The organism is Paracoccus solventivorans (genome assembly GCF_900142875.1).
GTDB classification, from domain to species: Bacteria; Pseudomonadota; Alphaproteobacteria; order Rhodobacterales; family Rhodobacteraceae; genus Paracoccus; species Paracoccus solventivorans.
The window spans coordinates 463,395-478,315 of record NZ_FRCK01000001.1 but is presented as its reverse complement, the minus strand read 5'-3'; the positions used below and the strand labels follow the sequence as shown (position 1 = coordinate 478,315).

The following is a 14,921-nucleotide window of genomic DNA, read 5'->3' as shown; positions in this document are numbered from 1 at the left end:
TAGGATCCGACGCAAGGTCATTTCCGGTCAGCGGTTTTCGGCCCGGCTGAGCGCCCGCTGGTGGTCGCGTTCGCGCCGGGGCCAGGTGCTTTTGATATAGGACAGGATCGCGTCGATCTGGGCGTCGTCCAGCTGGTCGCCGAAACCGGGCATGTCGGTTTCGTAGCCGCCGCCTACCACCGCGGCGGTGCCTTCCTTCACGATGCGGTGCAGCAGGGAATCGGGGTGGTGCCAGCTGTGGCCGCTGGCGTCGTGCGGCGGCGCCGGCAGCCGCCCCGAGGGCAGCGGCAGCTTCCAGTCCGGCTGGCCTTCCAGATCGGCGCCATGGCAGCTGGCGCAATGCATTGCGTAAAGCTCTTGCCCCAGCGCCAGGGTCGCGCGCGAGGGGCGGTCGCGGCCGGCGGAAACCCAGGCCACCGTTGCCACCACCGCCGCCAGCCCAAGCGCCGCCGCGACCATACCCATCCGTCCTGCCACGCCCGCCATCCGTTGCCGCCCGCGCCAGATTGTCATGTTTCCGGGTTTGGGAGATGCGGGTAAAGGGGGTTATTGGTGGAACGACGTGACAACGGGATGTGGACGAGATGGCAAATGACCTTGATCGCCGCGCGGTGCTGATGGCGATGGCGGCGCTGCCGGTGCTGCTGGCGGCAACGCGAATCCACGCCGGCACCGCGCCGCTGGTTTTGGTCCACAAGGACCCCGGCTGCGGCTGCTGCGGCGGCTGGATCGAGCATCTGCGCGCCAACGGCTTTGCGGTGCGCGCCAACGACAGCGACCAGATGGGCTTGATCAAGCAGCGGCTGGGCGTCCCCGAGGCGCTGGCCAGCTGCCACACCGCCGAGGTGGACGGCTATGTGATCGAGGGCCACGTCCCCGCCGAGGCTATCCGCCGCCTGTTGGCCGAACGCCCCGCGGCGACCGGGCTGGCGGTGCCGGGGATGCCGGCGGGATCGCCCGGGATGGACTATCCCGGCACCACGCCCGAGCTGTATGACGTGGCGCTGTTCGGTCCCGCGGGGCAGCAGAGCTTCGCGCGCTTCCGCGGCGGCAGGGAAATCTGAGCCCTCAGCCCTCGGCGGTGCCGCGCCAGACCGCCGGCATCAGCCCGCGCAGGGCATTGCCGACCCACAGCCGCACCGTGGGCAGATCGTCCGCGGGCAGGATCTCCTCGCGGCAGGCGCCGCTTTCCAGCAATTCCGCCCGCAGCACCCCCGGCAGCAGCCCGCAGGACAGCGGCGGCGTGCGCAGCCCCGCGCCGCGGTCAAAGAACAGCGTGGTGATGGTGCCGTCGCAGAGCTCGTCGCGCTCGTTCAGGAACAGCAGCTCGTCCAGCCCCGCGGGCATCGTCGCGCGGGCGGAGTCGTAGACCGCGCGGCGGGTGGTCTTGAGCCGCAGCCACGGGTCGGCCGAATCCAGCCGCGCCGCCGCCAGCCCCAGCCGCCATTCGGCGGGCGAGGGCGGCAGCGGCGCGCGCGTCACCTCGATGATGCCCGCCCGATCCAGCGTCAGCCGCAGCCGCGCCGCTGCGCCCAGCGGGGCCACCAGCGCGGTCGCCGCGGCCCCGGCATCGCAGGGCCAGCCCAGCGCTGCCGCCCCCGCCTGCAACCGCGCCAGATGCAGCCGCAGCCGCGGGCAGGCGGTGCCGTCCCACAGCACCGTCTCGATCAGCCGCAGCCCGGGCTCGTCAGCACCTGCGCAAAGCGGGTTTTCCACAGCGCTTCCTCCCATTCCGCGTCGGCGGTCGAATCCTGCACCACGCCGCCGCCTACGTTCAGCGTCACCCGCCCGTCCGGCCAGACCGACAGCGTGCGGATGGTGACCGAGAAACACGCCGCCCCGTCCGGCGCCATCCACCCCAGCGCGCCGCAATAGACGCCGCGGGGAAAGCGCTCGACCTCGCGGATGATCTCCATCGCGCGGATCTTGGGGGCGCCGGTGATCGAGCCGCAGGGGAACAGCGCCCGCATCAGTCCCGGCAGATCGGGGGGCGCCGCCAGCTGCCCGGTCACGCGCGAGCTCATCTGGTGCACGGTGGCAAAGCTGTCGACGGCGAACAGCTCGGGCACGCGGACGCTGCCGGGGCGGGAGATCCGGCCGATGTCGTTGCGCAGCAGGTCGACGATCATCAGGTTCTCGGCCTGGTTCTTTTCGGATGCCGCCAGCGCCCGGGCCAGTGCCGCGTCGCGTTCGGGGTCGGGATCGCGCGGTGCGGTGCCCTTCATCGGCCGCGCCTCGATCACGCCGGCGGCGTCGAGCCGAAAGAACAGCTCGGGCGAGCGTGACAGCACCACCGGCCCGCCCAGATCGGCGAAAGCGCCGAATCCGACCGGCTGGCGCGCCCGCAGCGCCGCGTAAAGCCCGGCGGCCGAGCCCCGCCGCAGCCGCGATTCCAGCGGGAAGGTCAGGTTGATCTGGTAACAATCGCCGGCGCCGATGCGGTCCTGCACCCGCCGGAACGCGGCCCCGTAATCCTCGCGCGAGACCAGCGGGCGGAAGGGGGTCAGCTGGACGTCCTCGTCCGGCAGCGGGAAGTCACCGGCGGGGCAGGGGGCGTCGTGGATGCCAAGCGCCAGCAGCGGCCCCTGCGTCGAGGGGGCGAGCGGGTGCAGCCGCTCCTCGAACGCATAGCCGGCCTCGTAGCTGATCCAGCCCGCGACCCATTTCCCCGCCTGCCGCGCCGTCTCGGCCCGCGCCAGAGCGGGAAGAACCTCGTCGAGCCGATGGGCAACAACCACCTGCTGCGCGTCGCGAAACAGGACCGCCCGCCCGCCGGGACCGAATTCGCACAGGATCACAAGCGCCTCCGCGGACTGGCCCGCAAGGGGGCCGCCTCAGCCCGCCGGAATAAAGCGGCGGGCCCGCGGTGTATAGGCTGCGAGTCGGGCTTTGCTGTCACGGGGCTTGCAGACGGTCCGCCATGAAATCGGCGCGCCCTTCGATCCCCAGCAGCGGAAGCTCGACAATCCGATAGCCAAGCCTTCTGTAGGTTTCCGCCATGACCCTGCCGGTGGCCTCGGCCTCTGGCCGGTCCTGCCTGCGCTCGGCGTCCTGCGTGAAGATGGCGTCCCAATACGGGGCAAGGAACACCTGCCTGTTATAGCGATGAACCCTCGCCGCCGCCTCGACATGAGCCGGAACCGGCAGGCCGCAAAGCGTGAGATAGCCGATGACATCGGGGATCCCGCGATCCATCAGGACAGGCCCCACGCCTGCGGCGGCCTCGTGCCAGGAACGCAGCTCCCAGCCCAGCATGAGCTCTGCAAACAGCGCCCGGTCCGCCCAGGGCAGGCCCGATCCGCCGATCCCGACCTGATCCCGGATGATCGCCCGCCCGGCCTCGGGCATCGTTCGGACGCCGCGCCGGGCCATCGCGCCGATCAGGCTGCTTTTGCCGGAACCGGGACCGCCGGTCACGACGAACATATGGTCACACATGAACCACCACGAACTGCTTCATAAGGGGAAATGCGCTGGCCGCCGATGGGCGGGCGACCGCAACCGCCGCGCGTCCATATTTGCCGCGCCGGCCGGGCCGGAAATCTGGCGCAGGCAGTATAAAGAGGGAAATGGCGGACCCGGAGCGATTCGAACGCCCGACCCCCAGATTCGTAGTCTGGTGCTCTATCCAGCTGAGCTACGGGTCCGTCGTAGGGCGGGTAGGTAGGCCGAGCGTCCGGGGGATGCAAGGGGTAAAACGCGCCCCGGGGTGATTTTGCGCCTTGCGCAGCAGCGGCCGAGGATCAGGCCAGCGAGATCTCTCGCGGCAGGGTGATGCGGAACTCGGATCCGGTGCTGTCGCTGCGGATCAGCTCCAGCCGGCCGCCGTGGCCGCGGATCAGGTCGGCGGCGATGGCCAGCCCCAGCCCGGTGCCGCCCTTGCGGATGCCGCCGGTGAAGGGCTGGAACAGGTTGTCACGGGCCTTTTGCGGCAGGCCGGGGCCGCTGTCGCCGACGCGCAGCCACCAGGCCGATTCGTCCTCACCGGCCGCGATCTCGATGGTGCCGGGCTTGCGGGTGGCCTCGATCGCCTGGCGGGCGTTGCGGGCCAGATTCGCCAGCACCCGGTACAGCTGGTCGCGGTCGGCCCGGATGCGCAGCCCGGCGGGGATGTCGGTGACGAAATCGACCTCGGCGCCGGGGGCGGGCTCGGCGGCAAGCTCCTCGGCCTCGACCACCTCGGCGACCAGCGGGCGCAGGTGGAACAGCGACAGCGAGGGCTGCGGTTCCTCGGCCTTGCCGAAGGCCAGGGTGGTTTCGCACAGCGTCACCGCGCGCGAAATCGCGCCGACCAGCTTGGGCGCGGTGCTCCGCACCGCCGGGTCCGCGCTTTCCTCGAGCCGGTCGGCCAGGATCTGGCCGGTGGTCAGGATATTGCGCAGGTCGTGGCTGATCTTGGCCACCGCCTGCCCCAGCTGCGCCAGCCGCTCGCGCTGCTTGAGCGAGGCGGTGACCGTGTGCTGCATCGCCGCCAGCGCCGATTCGGCGGCGCGCACCTCGCCCATGCTGGCCGAGGGGGTGATGATGGTGCGGCTGTCGTCGGGCGAGGCGGCATAGGCGGTCATGTGCCCGATCACCCGCCGGATCGGCCCCACGATCAGCCGCTGCGCCGCCAGGTTCAGCAGCAGCGCCGTCAGCACCGAAAACGCGGCCGAGACCGCCAGCAGCCGCACGGCGAACTCGATCATCGCGGTGCGCATCGGCGCGGTATTCATGGTGATCTCGATCAGCTGCCCGGCATCGCGCACCGGCTCGCCGATCACGCGGATGGTCTGGGGGCGCGGGTTCAGCAGCCGGTGCAGCGTGTCGCGGACGCTGGCGCCGAAATTATGGTCGCGCAGGTCGTAGGTGGCCGAGATCGGCTCCGGCAGCGGCGAGGACAGCACCAGTTGGCGGATGTCGTCGCGCCGCAGCACCACGTTGTAGACGCCGGCGTTCTCCAGCAGCTCGCTTTCCAGGTCGGCGGCGATGGATTCGTCGGTCGCCAGCAGCGCCAGGCTGGCGATCTGCGCCCGTTCCAGCCGCGTTTCCAGATAGTCGCGGCGGAAATTGGTCACGCTGGGCACGAGGATGAGGATTTCGGCCAACAGCACGAACACGATCGTCAGCAGTGCAAAGCGGCCGGTAATACTGTTGAAGCTCATGTCGTCCTGTATCGTCGCACTGCGCATCCGCCGGCAATTGCCCGGGCGCGTGGCGAGCCTGCGCATCAAACATATGTGATCGGCGCGCGGTTCCCAAGATGGACGCCGCGGCGGAAGATGGGTGGCGGAAATATGGCGAAAGCTCGCCGATGTGGTTGACTTGGGCGCGGGCTGGCCCTATTTGGCGGGCTTCGCATTCCCGGCGTGTTTGCGTGGGCCATTGGCCCATACCCTGCGCGCCCCAGCTGTTGGAGCTACGACGATGAAACGCACCTTCCAGCCGTCGAACCTGGTTCGCGCGCGCCGGCACGGTTTCCGCGCCCGCATGGCCACCAAGGGCGGCCGTCGGGTTCTGAACGCCCGCCGCGCCAAGGGCCGCAAGGTCCTGTCGGCCTGACACGGCCGATGGCCGAGGCGCTGACCGCGGACGCCCCCGGCGGCGATGCGGCCCGTGTTCCGGCCATGACCACCTTGACCCGCCGCGCCGATTTTCTGCGCGCGGCCTCGGCCCGCCGTCAGGGAACGGCGGGTTTTCTGCTGCAGGCCCGCCGCCGCGATCCGGCCGAGCCGGTCGCCCCGCAGGCGATCCGGGTCGGCTATACCTGTTCCAAGAAACTGGGCAATGCCGTCGCCCGCAACCGCGCCAAGCGCCGGCTGCGGGAATTGGCGCGGCAGGTGATTCCCGCGCGGGGGCAGGGGGGCTGGGACTATGTGCTGGTCGGCCGCCCCGACGCCACCGCGACCCGCGATTTCGCCGCCATGCTGTCCGATCTGGAAACCGCGCTGTCGCGGGTTCACGCGGCGCCGCCGCCGCGCCATGCCGATGCGGCGCGCCCCGATCCGGCCCCCCGCCGCCGCGGCAAGGGTCCCTCGGGAGGCAAGCCATGACCCCGCTGGCCCATCTCGTCGCGCTGCCGGTGCGCGCTTATCGGCTGCTGCTCAGCCCCTGGGTGGGGCATGGCTGCCGCTATCAGCCCACCTGCTCGGCCTATGCGCTCGAGGCGCTGGAACGTCACGGCGCCGTTCGCGGCAGCTGGCTGACGCTGCGGCGAATCGGGCGCTGTCACCCGCTGGGCGGGTCGGGCTACGACCCGGTGCCGCCGCCGCGCGACAAGTGCCGATGACCCCTGACCCCAACCGCCCGAGGGCCGCCTGATGCTGGACGACGCCGCCGACACGCCCGATTCCGCGGACGAGACCGAGATCCACCCGCTGTTCCGCGGCGCGCCCTCGTCGACCGAGTTCCGCAAACTGCGCAAGCGGCTGGTGCGCGAAACCCGCGCCGCGATCGAGACCTATCACATGGTCACCCCCGGCGACCGCTGGCTGGTCTGCCTGTCGGGCGGCAAGGACAGCTATACGCTGCTGGCCGTGCTGCATGAACTGAAATGGCGCGGGCTGCTGCCGGTCGAGCTGCTGGCCTGCAACCTCGATCAGGGCCAGCCGGGCTTCCCCGCCACGGTGCTGCCCGAGTTTCTGGCGGACCGGGGCGTGCCGCACCGGATCGAGTATCAGGACACCTATTCGGTGGTGAAGGCCAAGGTCCCCGAGGGGCGGACCTATTGCAGCCTGTGTTCGCGGCTGCGGCGCGGCAATCTGTATCGCATCGCGCGCGAGGAAGGATGCAGCGCCGTGGTGCTGGGGCATCACCGCGACGACATTCTGGAAACTTTTTTCATGAACCTGTTCCACGGCGGCAGGCTGGCCTCGATGCCGCCCAAGCTGCTGAACGAAGAGGGCGATCTGAACGTGCTGCGGCCGCTGGCCTTCGTGGCCGAGGCCGATTGCGAGCGCTTTGCCCGGGCGATGAATTATCCGGTGATTCCCTGTGACCTCTGCGGCAGCCAGGACGGGTTGCAGCGGATGCAGGTGAAGAAGCTGCTGGACGAATGGGAAGCGCGCAGCCCCGGCCGCCGCCAGGTGATGTTCCGGGCGCTGACCAATGTGCGCCCCTCGCATCTGCCGGATCCGGCGCTGTTCGATTTCTCGGCGCTGGCGCCGGGGACAGCGGCGCCGAAAGATACGCCCGACGCCCCGCCGCGACTGCGTTAATCCAGCGGCGAGGCCGCGCTTTCCGGCCAGTGCAGCCACGGCAGCACCTGCCCGCGCTGCCGGCTTTCGGCGATGCGGTCCAGGTCGATTTCCGCCTTGACCCAGCCGGGCCGGTCCATCGCGCCCTCGGCCACCACCCCGGTTTCGGGCCACATCCCGTCCGGGGGCGCATAGATCGCGGCGCGGCCGCGGTTTTCGTCGATGGCCGGGTTCCAGGCGCAGTCGCCCACCGTCGGCGCCTGCACCACCACGCATTGGTTTTCCAGCGCCCGCGCCATGCAGCCGATGCGCACCCGCATGAACCCCGCCACGCTGTCGGTGCAGCTGGGGGTCAGGATGATCTCGGCCCCCGCCTCGGCCAGCCGGCGGGCGAGCAAGGGGAACTCGCTGTCGTAGCAGATGGTGATGCCGATGCGGCCGACGGGCGTGTCGAACACCCGCAGCCCCGGCGCGGCGGCCACGCCCCAGGATTCGCGCTCGAACCGCGTCATGATCTGCTTGTCCTGATGCCCGATCCGCCCCTGCGGCCCGAACAGCACCGCCCGGTTCACCGGCCTAGTCCCCGGCTGCGGAAATGCCGGCCCCGAGGCGGCGAGGATATGGCAGCGATGTTCGGCCGCCAGCCGCGCGTGCAGGGCATCGCGGGCGGCGTGATGGCGGGCGACCTCATGCAGGCTGGATTCGAGATCGCAGGCGATCTCGGGCCCGCCAAGGCTCGCCAGCTCCATCGCGCCGTATTCGGGAAACACCAGCAGGTCGCAGTCGGCGGCCTTGGCGACCCAGGCCGAAATCTTGGCCTCGTAGGCGGCGAGATCGTCGAACCAGTCGAACGGATAAGCCGCGGCGGCGATGCGGACGGGACGGCTCATAGCGGCTTGATCCAGAATTGCAGGGGCTTGGCGGTTTCCTCGGCCTCGCCCAGGTCGCGCCAGCGGAATTGCGCGGTGACGCCCGGCAGCGGCGCATAGCCGCGCTTGCGCCAGAACCCGTCCAGCGGGCGGTAACCGGCAGGCCGGGCGGGGTGGTCGTCGGGCCGGACCACCGAGCAGAACGCCGACCAGCGCCGCCCCAGCGCGCGGCCCTGCGCCTCGCGCCCGTCGAAGAACGCATGGCCCAGCCCATGGCCGCGATATTCCGGCAGCAGCACCGATTCGGCGCAATAGAAGATATCTTCCAGCGCCTCGGGGCGCCCGGCGAATGCGGCGGCGAAATCGCCGGCGTGGTGTTCCATCGGGGCGCCGGTGGCGGCGCCGACCATGCGGTCGCCGTCCATCGCGGCCACCACCACGGCGCCGGGGGCCGCATAGGCGCGCAGATATTCGCGCTCATACGCCTCGTCGCCGTCATAGAGATAGGGCCAGTCGCGGAACACCGCGATCCGCAGCCGCGCCAGTTCCCCCAGCGCGGCGGTCAGCCCGTCCCCGGTCAGGATCCGTGTCGTGATCACGAGATCTGCCGGATCCAGTCGGCGAGGTTGTAATAGGTGGTCACCCGCGCGATCTGCCCGTCCCTGATCGCGAAGAACGCCCCCGCCGGCAGCCGGTAGCTTTGCCCGCGCGCCTCGGGCAGGCCGGGGTCGGTTTTCAGATAGGTTCCGTTCACCACGAACTCGGCCGCGCCGCGGCTGCCGTCGTCGCTGGCCATCACCACCATTTCGGTCAGGGTCTCGCGATAGGTCTCGCTCATGTGGCGGTTGAACGCGGCAAAGCCCTGCTTGCCGCGCCGCACCCCGCCTTCGTTGACGTGATGTTCGAAATCCTCGTGCAGCATCGCCTCCATCGCGTCGGTGTCGCCGCGGTTGAAGGCGTCGTAATAGGCGGCGATCAGGGCTTTGGTCTGGGCGGTCATGGCGGTTCCGGCAGTTGTTTGCCCAGCACTAGCGCGGGTGCACGCCAAGGTCAGCCCCGGCCAAAGTCGGACGGCTTGCGCCTTGCGCCGCGCTTGGGCAGTTTCGCCGCAACCGGACCCGGAGGCCGCCATGACCATGCGCAAGATCACCTGCTTCAAGGCCTATGACCTGCGCGGCAGGCTGGGCGAGGATCTGGACGAGGATGTCGCCTGGCGCGTCGGCCGCGCCTTTGCCGCCCGACGGGGCACGCGGCGGGTGGTGGTCGGCCGCGACGGGCGCGCCAGCTCGCCCGCGCTGGCGGCGGCGCTGATCCGCGGGCTGGTCGAGGGCGGGGTCGAGGTTCTGGACATCGGGCTGGCCGGCACCGAAGAGATGTATTTCGCCACCGACCACCTGGGCGCCGATGGCGGGATCGAGGTCACCGCCTCGCACAATCCCATTGATTACAACGGGATGAAGCTGGTCGGCCGCTGGGCCGCGCCGCTGGACCCGGTGACCGAGCTGGCCGAGCTGCAGGCGCTGGCCGAGAGGGGCGAGTTCCCGGAAGCCGCGCCCGGCTGGGTGACGGATGCCACTGCGGTGCGCAAGGATTATGCTCGCAAGGTCTGCGATTTCGTCGACGCGGCACGGCTGGGGCCGCTGAAGCTGCTGGTGAATGCCGGCAATGGCGTCGCCGGCCCGGCCTTCGACGCCATCGTCGCGGAGTTGGAACGCCGCGGGGCACGGCTCGAGGTGGTGCGGCTGCACCATGCCCCCGATCCGAGCTTTCCGCACGGCATCCCCAACCCGCTGCTGCCGGAAAACCAGCCGCAGACCGGCGATGCGGTGGTGGCGCATGGCGCCGATCTGGGCGTCGCCTGGGACGGCGATTTCGACCGCTGCTTCCTGTTCGACGAGACCGGCCGCTTCGTGCCCGGCGAATATGTGGTGGGGCTGCTCGCCGCCGCGTTCCTGGAAGGCCACCCCGGCGAAAAGATCGTCCATGACCCCCGCGTGGTGCTGAACACGCGCGAGGTGATCGTGCAGGCCGGGGGCCGCGCGGTGCAATCCCGCACCGGCCACGCCTTCGTCAAGCAGGTGATGCGCGAATCGGGCGCAATCTATGGCGGCGAGATGTCGGCGCATCATTATTTCCGCGACTTCGCCCATGCCGACAGCGGCATGATCCCCTGGCTGCTGGTCGCCGGGCTAATGAGCCGCAAGCGCCAGCCGCTGTCGCAGCTGGTGGGCGAGCGGATGGCGGCCTATCCCTCGTCGGGAGAGATCAATTTCCGCCTGTCGGACCCCGACGCGGCGCTGGCGCGGGTACTGGCGGCGATGGAGGGCGCGGCGCTGTCGCGCGACGACACCGACGGGATCAGCCTGGAATTTCCACAGTGGCGCTTCAACCTGCGCCGCTCGAACACAGAGCCGGTGGTGCGGCTGAACGTCGAAAGCCGCGGCGATGCGGGGCTGGTGGCGGCAAAGGTGGCCGAGATCTCGGCACTGCTGACGGGGTAAGGGCGCTAGTCCCCCACGTTGTCGGGCGTGCCCATCAGATATTCATGGCAGGCGATGGCGTCCTCGATCCGGTCGAACACCAGCAGCCGGCCCCGGTCCAGCACGGCGCCCATGTTGCACAGCCGCCGGACCAGCGGCATCGAGTGGCTGACCACGACCGAGGATGCCCGCTGCATCCGCTCGGCAAAGACGCGCTGCGATGTCTCGCGGAACTCGGCATCGCCGACGCTGGTCACCTCGTCCACCAGATAGATGTCGAAGTCGATGCCCATGCTGCATCCCATCGCCAGCCGCGACCGCATCCCCGAGGAATAGCTGCCGAAGGGCAGGTGATAGCTGTCGCCCAACTGCGCGAAATCCGCGACATAGGCGACCAGCGCGTCGGTATCGACGCCGTAGATGCGGGCGACGAAGCGGACATTCTGCGCCCCGGTCAGGTCGGGGTGGAAGCTGCCGGCGAACCCCACCGACCACGAGATCGTGCCATCTGCAACGATTCGCCCTGAATCAGGTCGCGCGGTACCGGCGATCATCCGCAGCAGCGTGGATTTTCCCGCGCCGTTGCGGCCCAGCAATGCGACCGAGGCGCCGGTGGGAAACACCGCGCTCACCCGGTCGAGGATCGGCCGGCGCCGCCCTCCGCCTGCATAGGACTTGCTGAGCTCCTCCAGCCGGATCATGGCGCTATCGCCGGTCGCGGAGGCTGTAATAGGCAAGCGCAAGAATCGACCACAGCCCGAACAGGACCCCGGTTCCCAGCGCCAGCAACCATGGCCGCGACGGCAGCAACGACCGCTCGGCCAGCGTCGGCAGGATATGGGCAGCCAGATAGCGGCTTTGCCGCTGCGCGGTCTGCAGCGCGGCCTCATGCGCGGTACGCGCCGACTGATAGGCGCTTTCGGCGAACTCGAGGTCGACCTTCAGCTGCTCGTAATCGGCAATCAGCTGGGCGTAGCCATCGCCCTGGGTGCCGATGCCCGTGGACCTGCCGCGTTCCTGTTCGATCTGGTGGCGCAGGGAGTCGATCCGCAGTTCCGCCTGGGTGATGCGGTGGTCGCCGGGGCGGGCGTTCCGGCGCAGCGTGTCCAGCGCGACCCGGGCCTCGGCCAGCTGGGCCTGCAGCGCGGTGGTGACGGTCGCCTGCGCCTCCAGCTCGGCGGTGGGGTCCACGATGCCGGTGCGGATGCGGAAGCCGGTCATCGCCTGCCGCGCCCCGGCCAGCAGGGTGCGGGTCTTTTCCAGCTCGGCGCTGGCGTGGCGGGTCGCGTCGTCGCGGGCCTGTTCGGACAGCGCGTTCACCACCCGCTCGCTTTCGGCGAAAACCGCTTCGGCGATGGCCTTGGCGTCCTGCGGGGTGAAGGCGCTGACCCGCAGGGTGATGATGCCCGCCGAATCGTCGTAATGGACCCGCACCTGCCGCCGCCAGTAGCCGGTCAGGTCCTCGATCGTGCCCGAGGGGTCGAAGGCAAAGGCGAAATCCTGCGGCCAGTTGCGGGAAAACTTCGCGCGGATGTCCAGCTGGCGGTCGATCCGCAGCACCAGATCGGGCGAGCGGATGAATTCATACAGGATATCGGTGTCCGAGGCGGTGCCCGAGAACCTGCCGCCCAGCATGCCGCCGAACACGTCCATGGTGGGCGGCGCTTCCTCGCGCCGGACCGAGAAGCCAATGGTCGAGGTGAACTGGTCGCTGGCGCGGATCCACAGATAGCCGGCCCAGAGCGCGGCGGGGACGACCACCAGCAGCAGCAGGCTGGCCAGCAGGGCCCAGTGGCGACCGCGTGGCCGGGCCGAGGGCGCCGGCGGCGCGACCGGCGGGGCAAGGATGTGGGCAGGAAAAGCGGCCGGCTGCGCGGCGGTAAACGCCTGCACCCGCCCTGTGCCTGCTGGAACCAGCCGGGGCTGCGGGGCCGGCCGCGCAGGAGTTTGCGCTGCCTCCGACCTTGCCAAGGCAGCGGCATCAGCCTGCGCGGGCGTCGCGCCGTCGGCCGCAATGCCCCGGCCCGCCGTTGCAATTACGGCCATGGATGCGGCGGAAGAGCGATCACTGGCCATTCTTGCTTTCGTTGCTGATGAATTACAGGCAGTTGTAGGCACGGTGCTGCCCGCAACTCCAGATGGCCGATAAAATGCCCGACAGTTTCCCGGATCCCCCGCGTCTTCCGCCCGTGCCCCAGCGGCGCAGGCCCGCGAACGGGCTGCTGCGGATGCTGCGCACCATCGTGGCGCTGATCCTGCGCGAGATCGCCACCACCCACGGCCGGTCCTTCGGGGGGTATCTCTGGGCGCTGGCCGACCCGGTTCTGGGCATCGCGCTGCTGACGCTGATCTTTCAGGGGGTGATGGGACGAAGCTCGCCCCCGCTCGGCAGCAATTTTCCGCTGTTCTACGCAACCGGCTACATCGTGTTCCAAATGTACAACGACCTGGCCGGAAAGATCGCGGCAAGCCTGCGCTATTCCCGGCCGCTGCTGGCCTATCCGGCCGTTACCCTTGTCGATGCGCTGCTGGCGCGGTGGATCCTGAATACCATGCTGCATGTCGCGGTCTTCACGCTGGTCGTCGCGGGGATCGCTGCGGGTTTCGGGCTGGCGCTGGTCATGGATGCGGCGGTGGTGGTGCAGGCGCTGGCGCTGACCGCGCTGCTGGGGCTGGGCGTCGGCACGATGAACTGTTTCCTCACCATGCGCTTTCCGGTGTGGGAGCGGGCCTGGTCGATCCTCAGCCGGCCGCTGTTCCTGATGTCGGGGGTGTTCTTCACCTACGACGTGATGCCCCGCGCTGCGCAGGAGCTGCTGTGGTGGAACCCGGTGCTGCATCTGGTCGGGCTGATGCGGCGCGGCGTCTACGGCATCTATCCGGCCGATTACGTCAGCACCGGCTATGTGGCGGCGCTGTCGCTGGGGCTGCTGTTGCTGGGGCTTTTGCTGCTGCGAGGGCGCTATCGCGACCTGCTGGAGCTCTAGTCCCGCGTCAGCGCGTCGATCACCGCGCGCAGGGTCTCGATCCCGTGGCCCTTTTCTGCCGAGGTCACGATCAGCTCGGGGAAGGCGGCGGGGTGTTTCTGCAGCTCGGCCTCAATCTGGGCCAGGGTGCGGTCCAGCGCGCCGGGGCCGATCTTGTCGGCCTTGGTCACCACCACCTGGAACGGCACCGCCGAGCGGTCCAGCAGGGTCATGGTTTCATGGTCCACCGGCTTGATGCCGTGGCGCGCGTCGATCAGCGCGAACACCCGCCGCAGGTTCGGACGCCCGGCCAGATAGCGTTTCTGCAGGGCCTGCCATTTCGCCACCACCGCCACCGGCGCCTTGGCGAACCCATAGCCCGGCAGGTCCACCAGATAGGCGCGGTCCCCCAGCGCAAAGAAGTTCAGTTCCTGCGTGCGCCCCGGGGTGTTCGAGGCCCGCGCGATGCCCTTGCGCCCGGTCAGCGCGTTGATGAGACTGGATTTCCCGACGTTCGAGCGGCCGGCAAAGCAGATCTCGGGGCGGTCGGGGTCGGGCAGCCCCTCCATCGCGACCACGCCCTTGATGAAATCGACCGGGCCCGCGAACAGCAGCCGGCCGGATTCGGCGGCCTCGGGCGAAGGGGCGGGGGCAAGGGGGAAGGCGACTTTCACAGCACCGTCACCTCATCGCCTTGGCGGATGGTGCCGCCGACGGCCACGCGGGCATAGATGCCGAAATCCCGGTGCCAGAAGCGCTTTTCCAGCGCCGCCGGCAGGTCCACGTCGAACCGCCCCGTCGCGGTGTCGATGCAGGTCGCGGCGCAGCGGCCGATGCGCCGGGTCAGCGCCAGCTCGACCGTGTCGCCGATGCGGATGCGATGCAGCTGCATGTCATGCTCGGCAAAGGGCTCCCAGCCGCCGATCCACAGATTGGCGCGGAAGCGGTGGGTGCCGAGGGGCTGGCCGACCATCTCCTCGAGCGCGCGCAGCGAGGACAGCGACAGTACCGAGAGCCAGGGCTCGGACACGTCGGTCAGCGCCTGCACCCCCTCGACCAGCCGCGCGGGCGCGGCCTTGCCCGAATCCGCCCACAGCGGCGCCAGCCAGTCGAGCACCGCCGCCTGATCGCGCAGCGGGTCAAAGGCCAGGTCGGGCAGGTCGGGATGCGACAGCACCAGCAGCCCGTCGCGCCAGCCGCCGGTAATCGCCTGCAGCGACCCCGCCGCCGCGCCGCGCAGGAACGCCGCCTTGGGCAGCCAGCGCTGCGGCGCCTCGCCGTCCAGATGGTGCAGCGCATCCCCGTGCAGCACCGCGAAACGGCGGTCGCCGGGCAGGGGCTGGTCCGGGGTCAGCGCGACCCGGTCCAGCGATTCGCCGCCGGCCGACTTGACCGGATAGCGGAAGATATGGCCCAGCCGCGCGCTCACGA

Annotated in this window: 19 protein-coding genes and 1 tRNA gene; 7 read left to right on the top strand and 13 right to left on the bottom strand. The window is 69.9% G+C overall.

Features of this window, described 5'->3' with window-relative positions:
- Window positions 1–27 precede the first annotated feature (27 nt).
- The gene (locus BUB57_RS02425) at window positions 28–465 is read right to left on the bottom strand and encodes a c-type cytochrome (protein WP_073061425.1); all 438 of its coding nucleotides are present in this window, start codon (window positions 463–465) and stop codon (window positions 28–30) included.
- 119 nt (window positions 466–584) lie between these two features.
- Between BUB57_RS02425 and BUB57_RS02420 the strand changes: the two genes are divergently transcribed.
- A complete protein-coding gene (locus BUB57_RS02420; RefSeq protein ID WP_073061422.1) occupies window positions 585–1,064 on the top strand; it encodes a DUF411 domain-containing protein in 480 nt (159 codons plus the stop codon).
- A 4-nt stretch (window positions 1,065–1,068) separates the two neighbouring features.
- Here the strand turns inward: BUB57_RS02420 and BUB57_RS02415 are convergent, their stop codons facing one another.
- From BUB57_RS02415 to BUB57_RS02395, 5 genes are all read right to left on the bottom strand, one after another.
- Window positions 1,069–1,716, bottom strand: a complete 648-nt coding sequence (locus tag BUB57_RS02415; RefSeq protein WP_073061417.1) for an aminotransferase class IV family protein — start codon at window positions 1,714–1,716, stop codon at window positions 1,069–1,071.
- A complete protein-coding gene (locus BUB57_RS02410) occupies window positions 1,668–2,798 on the bottom strand; it encodes an aminodeoxychorismate synthase component I (protein WP_073061412.1) in 1,131 nt (376 codons plus the stop codon). The genes BUB57_RS02415 and BUB57_RS02410 overlap by 49 nt, the downstream gene beginning before the upstream one ends.
- A gap of 97 nt (window positions 2,799–2,895) precedes the next feature.
- Window positions 2,896–3,438 (bottom strand): AAA family ATPase, encoded by a 543-nt coding sequence (locus BUB57_RS02405; protein ID WP_073061409.1) that lies wholly within the window; start codon window positions 3,436–3,438, stop codon window positions 2,896–2,898.
- A 132-nt stretch (window positions 3,439–3,570) separates the two neighbouring features.
- Window positions 3,571–3,647: transfer RNA gene (locus tag BUB57_RS02400), tRNA-Arg, on the bottom strand.
- Window positions 3,648–3,743: 96 nt separating this feature from the next.
- A complete protein-coding gene (locus BUB57_RS02395) occupies window positions 3,744–5,144 on the bottom strand; it encodes a sensor histidine kinase (RefSeq protein ID WP_073061406.1) in 1,401 nt (466 codons plus the stop codon).
- A 262-nt stretch (window positions 5,145–5,406) separates the two neighbouring features.
- Between BUB57_RS02395 and rpmH the strand changes: the two genes are divergently transcribed.
- The 4 genes from rpmH to ttcA are packed head-to-tail and all read left to right on the top strand — an operon-like array spanning window position 5,407 to window position 7,196.
- The gene (gene rpmH, locus BUB57_RS02390) at window positions 5,407–5,541 is read left to right on the top strand and encodes a 50S ribosomal protein L34 (RefSeq protein WP_073061402.1); all 135 of its coding nucleotides are present in this window, start codon (window positions 5,407–5,409) and stop codon (window positions 5,539–5,541) included.
- A complete protein-coding gene (rnpA, locus tag BUB57_RS02385; protein ID WP_084731938.1) occupies window positions 5,538–6,032 on the top strand; it encodes a ribonuclease P protein component in 495 nt (164 codons plus the stop codon). Before rpmH ends, rnpA begins: the two co-directional genes overlap by 4 nt.
- Window positions 6,029–6,268, top strand: a complete 240-nt coding sequence (yidD, locus tag BUB57_RS02380; RefSeq protein ID WP_073061399.1) for a membrane protein insertion efficiency factor YidD — start codon at window positions 6,029–6,031, stop codon at window positions 6,266–6,268. Before rnpA ends, yidD begins: the two co-directional genes overlap by 4 nt.
- Window positions 6,269–6,299: 31 nt before the next feature.
- On the top strand, window positions 6,300–7,196 hold the full coding sequence (gene ttcA / locus BUB57_RS02375) for a tRNA 2-thiocytidine(32) synthetase TtcA (protein WP_073061396.1): 897 nt from the start codon (window positions 6,300–6,302) through the stop codon (window positions 7,194–7,196).
- Here the strand turns inward: ttcA and BUB57_RS02370 are convergent.
- From BUB57_RS02370 to BUB57_RS02360, 3 genes are read right to left on the bottom strand one after another with little or no spacing between them, the layout of a single operon-like run.
- Complete coding sequence (locus BUB57_RS02370) at window positions 7,193–8,065, bottom strand: carbon-nitrogen hydrolase family protein (RefSeq protein ID WP_073061393.1); 873 nt, start codon at window positions 8,063–8,065, stop codon at window positions 7,193–7,195. The two genes, ttcA and BUB57_RS02370, sit on opposite strands and share 4 nt — an antisense overlap.
- Complete coding sequence (locus BUB57_RS02365; protein ID WP_073061390.1) at window positions 8,062–8,643, bottom strand: GNAT family N-acetyltransferase; 582 nt, start codon at window positions 8,641–8,643, stop codon at window positions 8,062–8,064. The genes BUB57_RS02370 and BUB57_RS02365 overlap by 4 nt, the downstream gene beginning before the upstream one ends.
- Window positions 8,640–9,044 (bottom strand): ketosteroid isomerase-related protein, encoded by a 405-nt coding sequence (locus tag BUB57_RS02360; protein WP_073061387.1) that lies wholly within the window; start codon window positions 9,042–9,044, stop codon window positions 8,640–8,642. Before BUB57_RS02360 ends, BUB57_RS02365 begins: the two co-directional genes overlap by 4 nt.
- Before the next feature lie 136 nt (window positions 9,045–9,180).
- On the opposite strand from BUB57_RS02360, the gene BUB57_RS02355 reads away from it, so the two are divergent.
- Complete coding sequence (locus BUB57_RS02355; RefSeq protein WP_073062055.1) at window positions 9,181–10,545, top strand: phosphohexomutase domain-containing protein; 1,365 nt, start codon at window positions 9,181–9,183, stop codon at window positions 10,543–10,545.
- 5 nt (window positions 10,546–10,550) lie between these two features.
- On the opposite strand, the gene BUB57_RS02350 is transcribed toward BUB57_RS02355, so the two are convergent.
- Window positions 10,551–11,225, bottom strand: coding sequence for an ABC transporter ATP-binding protein (locus BUB57_RS02350; protein WP_073061384.1), 675 nt, complete (start codon window positions 11,223–11,225; stop codon window positions 10,551–10,553).
- A 4-nt stretch (window positions 11,226–11,229) separates the two neighbouring features.
- Complete coding sequence (locus BUB57_RS02345; RefSeq protein WP_143159579.1) at window positions 11,230–12,417, bottom strand: KpsE/RkpR family capsule polysaccharide export protein; 1,188 nt, start codon at window positions 12,415–12,417, stop codon at window positions 11,230–11,232.
- 335 nt (window positions 12,418–12,752) lie between these two features.
- On the opposite strand from BUB57_RS02345, the gene BUB57_RS02340 reads away from it, so the two are divergent.
- Window positions 12,753–13,511, top strand: a complete 759-nt coding sequence (locus BUB57_RS02340; RefSeq protein ID WP_073062051.1) for an ABC transporter permease — start codon at window positions 12,753–12,755, stop codon at window positions 13,509–13,511.
- Here the strand turns inward: BUB57_RS02340 and yihA are convergent.
- On the bottom strand, window positions 13,508–14,164 hold the full coding sequence (gene yihA / locus BUB57_RS02335; RefSeq protein ID WP_073061381.1) for a ribosome biogenesis GTP-binding protein YihA/YsxC: 657 nt from the start codon (window positions 14,162–14,164) through the stop codon (window positions 13,508–13,510). The two genes, BUB57_RS02340 and yihA, sit on opposite strands and share 4 nt — an antisense overlap.
- Window positions 14,161–14,919 (bottom strand): MOSC domain-containing protein, encoded by a 759-nt coding sequence (locus BUB57_RS02330; protein ID WP_073061378.1) that lies wholly within the window; start codon window positions 14,917–14,919, stop codon window positions 14,161–14,163. Before BUB57_RS02330 ends, yihA begins: the two co-directional genes overlap by 4 nt.
- Window positions 14,920–14,921: the final 2 nt, after the last annotated feature.